Origin of the sequence: Methylobacterium sp., assembly GCF_019750675.1 — a bacterium.
In the GTDB taxonomy this organism is placed as follows: Bacteria; Pseudomonadota; Alphaproteobacteria; order Rhizobiales; family Beijerinckiaceae; genus Methylobacterium.
In genome coordinates, this window is sequence record NZ_JAIEOF010000259.1 from 1 (window position 1) to 4,012 (window position 4,012).

Below are 4,012 nucleotides of genomic sequence, written 5' to 3' on the forward strand. Positions count from 1 at the left end.
GTGCCGCGCAGTGACCGCCGCCTTTCGACCGTACGGGATTCGACATGGTTCGATCCGGGCTCGTCGCACGCATCGCCGGCCGCTATCCGCACCTGAGCGAGGCGGAGATCGACGCGGTGGTGGGCGCCATCCTCCGGAGGATCGGCGACGCGCTCGCGGCGGGAGACCGCGTCGAGCTTCGCGGATTCGGGGTTTTCGCCCCCTTCTCACGCCGGTCGCATCCGGGCCTCAACCCGTACACCAAGCGCCCGATCCTGATCGGCGACCGGCGCCTGATCTCGTTCAAGCCGGCGAAATCCATCAAGCGTCACGTCGGGGACGTCGCCGCCCGGATGATCGTGGGGCGCAAGATCGCCGCGGTCAGGCTGCGCCTGGACGGGCACGCAACGACCGACGCATCGCCCGCTCACGCGAAGGCCGGGTGACGGCGGAGACGACCGCAGGTCCGGATCAGCGTGAATTGACCGGTCGATACCCTGGCGTCACCCGGGCGCGCTCGGCGAGGGCGGCTGCGAGCGCGTCGAAGGCCGCCTCCGGAAGCGAGAGCGCCGTGGCCAGGTAGTACCGCTCCCAGCCAACGGGCAGAAAGTCGAGGCCGAAGCGGTCCGCGGCCGCGCGGGCGCCCAGGCCGGCATCGGCCGCGCCGTAGGCGATCACCGCCGCCACGGCCTGATGGGTGAACTCCTCGGTGGTGTAGCCCGGGATGCGATCGTCCCGGATGCCGTGCTCCGCCAGCAGCCGGTCGAACCACGCGCGGGTCCCCGACCCTCTTTGTCGATTGACGTAGCGGATGTTCCGTTCCGCGAGGTCGGTGATGCCCCGGATGTCGAGGGGGTTGCCGGCGGCCAGCATCAGACCCTGCTCGCGCTCGAACAGCGGGCGGACCCGTAAGCTCGGACGATCGGCGAGTTCCGGATAGGGCGCGCCCGCACCGGCACCGTCGAGCGAACCGCAGTGAAACCCCGCCGCATCGGCGCGCGCGTCCTGCAGGCGAGCGAGGGCTTCCTCGCTCCCCGCGACCGTCAGGGCGAGTTCGGGCCAGTTCGCCGCCACGTCCATGATGAGCAGATCGTGGCTTGCCACCAGCGTGAGGGTGCGCCGCCGACCACTCAGGATGGGATCGAGCCGGGTTCGGATCGCACGCGCTTCGCGCGCCATCGGAGCGGCGAGACTCGCCTGGGCTGTCGCGAGGGCCTCGCGCAAGCGTACGCCCGTCGGGGTCAGCGTGCTGCCGTGCCCGCGCGTCTTCTGCACGAGTTGCTGGCCGAGCGCGGCCTCGAGGGCCCGCAGCCGCTCCCAGGCCGCTCGATAGGAAAGACCGAGTTCGGTGGCGACGCCCTGGACGGACTCCGATTCCGCGATGGCTTCGAGAATCGACACGATCTCGGCGATCGCGATGCGCTGCGCCCCGACCGTGATCGTGCCGCCGAGGCCGAGCTCAACGGACAGCGCACCGTCACCGGGATTGGATGTCATGTGATCTACGTGCCGCTGCATGGTTTCGGAAGATGACCCTGCACGAGCCCGGCCCCTGGATCCACGGTTAGCATGAAGAGCCGGCGCAATTCGACGAGGTGGCGCCCCGATCAATCGGGTGTCGCGCAGGGCGATACGTGCCGAGCCCTGAGCGACGCCCCCCTCAATGCGGTCGTGTCCTCGCCCTGTCCTGGGGGGGCGTGCAGGGCGTCCGGGTGAACGAGACGTGTATTGCCCCGTGAAACCAGGGGAAGATCAAGGGAGGGATCTGGATTAAGCCAGACGGCGCTGAGAGCGAGGTTGGCTAGTTGAAAGGCGCGGCGCGGCTGTTGGTGCCGTAGACGTTCAAGGCCGAGGATAGCCCGTTGGTCAGGACGTAGGCGGCCTGCGTCGTGCTATACGACAGGCTCAGCCTGCCTGTGGTGGGTGCAGAGGCACAGTTCGCGTGCCCACCCAGGAAGTACGAGAATGCAGCCCCGTAGGCCCACACGCACGTGATCCCGCTGCTTCCATCGCGAGCCGTAAATGTCCCTGAGCCGGGCGGCAGGGCGACCGAGGCCGCTGGAGCCAGGGGGTACAGCACGCCTTCCGTATTCCCGAACGGAAGCCCGACGCTGTCGCCCATCTTGTTCTTGAAGTACCGGACACCTGCAGTCGTGACGCGCGAGTTCGCCACCGACGTCGCGATGCCGTAACCCATCGCGTAGCGGTTCAGTGTTCCCACCATATGGAGAACCGCGTAGAGGCTATCGACTTGGACGTTGTTGCCTCCAGCGCTGAACAGCGTCCCACCGGTCCACAGGATCGTGGCACCCACCCCCGCGTTGATCTGCAGGTTGTGGGTTTTGGCGCTGGCCGCCCATGTGCCGTTGAACTGGAAATAGCTTCCGTCGCCGGCCAGGGTGTCGGCGATTTCGATGTTCGCCCCCGCCGAGGAGCCGTCGAACTGCGCGGAAGCGCCGAAGACCAGTTCTCGGTTGCCTTCGGCGGCGAGGGTGGTGTCGATCACTAGTGAGCGCTTGTTACCCGAGTAGGTTCCGAAGTCCACCAGCAGTCCGCCGAAGGCCCCTCCCACATGCAGGCCGATGCTGCACGACAGCGCCTTGCCGGAGAGGAGATGAAGGTCCGCCTTGGCGCCCGGGCCCGGGTCCCCGCTCACGCGGATGCAATCTTCCTGGCCGGCCGCGTCGTAACCGGTCACCGAGACCATATCGACCTTATCGAACCAGTAGCCGTGCCAGAGGTTACGCGAGCCGTCCTGACCGGCCGCCGCCACGTCCCGCAGGCGCGACCGCCCGACGTTCTCCAAGTGCAGAGCGGTGCCGCCCGTCATTTTCGTGGTGGAGTCCACCGTGAAACCGGAGAGCCGGACGTTGATGCTGAAGCCTGCTGTCTGCCCCACCTTGACGAGGTCCACCCCCGTGGCGGATCCGGCGTAGAGGAGCTTCGTGGTCCCGGAGCTGTCGCCCCGCAGCTCGAAGTTCGACGCCGTGGTGGCCAGAGGAGACCTAAAAATGCAGGTCCCCGCCGGGATCGAGAACGACTTGCCCGGGGCCATGGCCGCGAAGAAGCGCTGGAGGGGGACGGTGTCGTCGGCCTGTCCATCGCATTTGGCGTTGAACGGGGCGTCCTTGACGTTGAGAGTGTCCCGAAAGCGATCCTGTAGGGATCGCCCGAGCGCTTCTGTTCCGGACACGTCGCCCAACGGGGCAAATTTGCCGTTCTGGAAGCGCCCGAGGACCATGCCGTTGCGGAACTTCAGATAACCGCTGGCGTCGAGGTCGGGCAGGAGGCCGCCGACCCGGTTGCCCGCCTCGTCGCGATAGAAGAACCGCCCGTCCACCAGGTTGATGCCGGTCTCGCCCGGCGCCATGGGCGGGGGGACCGGCCCCGGCCGGGTGTCGGACTTGATCTCGAGGGCAACAGCCGGCGCGACGAGGGCCAGCAGCATCGCGAGGGGTGCGAGGAGACGGTTCTTCATCACGGCACGGTCCATTTGGCGTTGTCGGGGCGGTGTTCAGGCGGCCCATCACGGTGTGGATTGCGCCCTGCATGGCGTCCGTTGTTGCCTTATGTGCGGCGTTCGCAATGCCGCCGGCCTTCAGATCTCGGTCTCGAAGCCGTCGTCAGGGCCGAAGGAGGCTTCCTGTAAAACCACATGCGTGTCGCAGCCCACGCAAACAGTCCGGCAAGCCGTTGCGCACGAAAAAGGACGGGTCATTGGGCTCCCGCCGCGTCCGAAGCGGCGGGTGTGACGGTGACCGGCGTGGGACTTACGCTTCTCCGATCCAGCCCAGGCGGATCAGGGAGATGAGCGATGGACCACTATGTCGGCCTCGATGTCTCGGTGCGCAGCACGAGCATCTGCATCCTGAGCGCAGCCGGTCAGGTCGTGCGCGAGGGCAAGGTGGAGAGCGAGCCGGAAGCTATCGCGGCGTTCCTGGGCGGTCGCGGTCCGCCGCGGTCCCCTACGACCCATTTGGGCACCCCCGGCAGTTGGTCGAGCAGGGGAACAGCGTGAGGGAGTTCATGGGCC

The 4,012-nt window shown here is 67.4% G+C and carries 3 protein-coding genes and 2 pseudogenes; 2 read left to right on the forward strand and 3 right to left on the reverse strand.

From position 1 onward, the window contains the following. The first annotated feature begins 44 nt into the window (after nucleotides 1-44). Nucleotides 45-425 carry an HU family DNA-binding protein gene (locus K2X24_RS13195; protein WP_292498826.1) on the forward strand — a complete coding sequence of 127 codons (381 nt, stop codon included), beginning with the start codon at nucleotides 45-47 and terminating at the stop codon, nucleotides 423-425. 25 nt (nucleotides 426-450) lie between these two features. On the opposite strand, the gene K2X24_RS13200 is transcribed toward K2X24_RS13195, so the two are convergent. Together K2X24_RS13200 and K2X24_RS13205 are read right to left on the reverse strand one after the other, a co-directional pair. Then, nucleotides 451-1,476 carry a substrate-binding domain-containing protein gene (locus tag K2X24_RS13200; protein WP_292498828.1) on the reverse strand — a complete coding sequence of 342 codons (1,026 nt, stop codon included), beginning with the start codon at nucleotides 1,474-1,476 and terminating at the stop codon, nucleotides 451-453. 304 nt (nucleotides 1,477-1,780) lie between these two features. Beyond that, the gene (locus K2X24_RS13205) at nucleotides 1,781-3,457 is read right to left on the reverse strand and encodes a glycosyl hydrolase family 28-related protein (RefSeq protein ID WP_292498830.1); all 1,677 of its coding nucleotides are present in this window, start codon (nucleotides 3,455-3,457) and stop codon (nucleotides 1,781-1,783) included. Between the two features lie 336 nt (nucleotides 3,458-3,793). On the opposite strand from K2X24_RS13205, the pseudogene K2X24_RS13210 reads away from it, so the two are divergent. Then, nucleotides 3,794-3,907, forward strand: a pseudogene (locus K2X24_RS13210) (IS110 family transposase); the annotation flags it as partial. 26 nt (nucleotides 3,908-3,933) lie between these two features. Here K2X24_RS13210 and K2X24_RS13215 read toward each other — a convergent pair. After that, nucleotides 3,934-4,012: pseudogene (locus tag K2X24_RS13215) on the reverse strand (IS5/IS1182 family transposase); the annotation flags it as partial.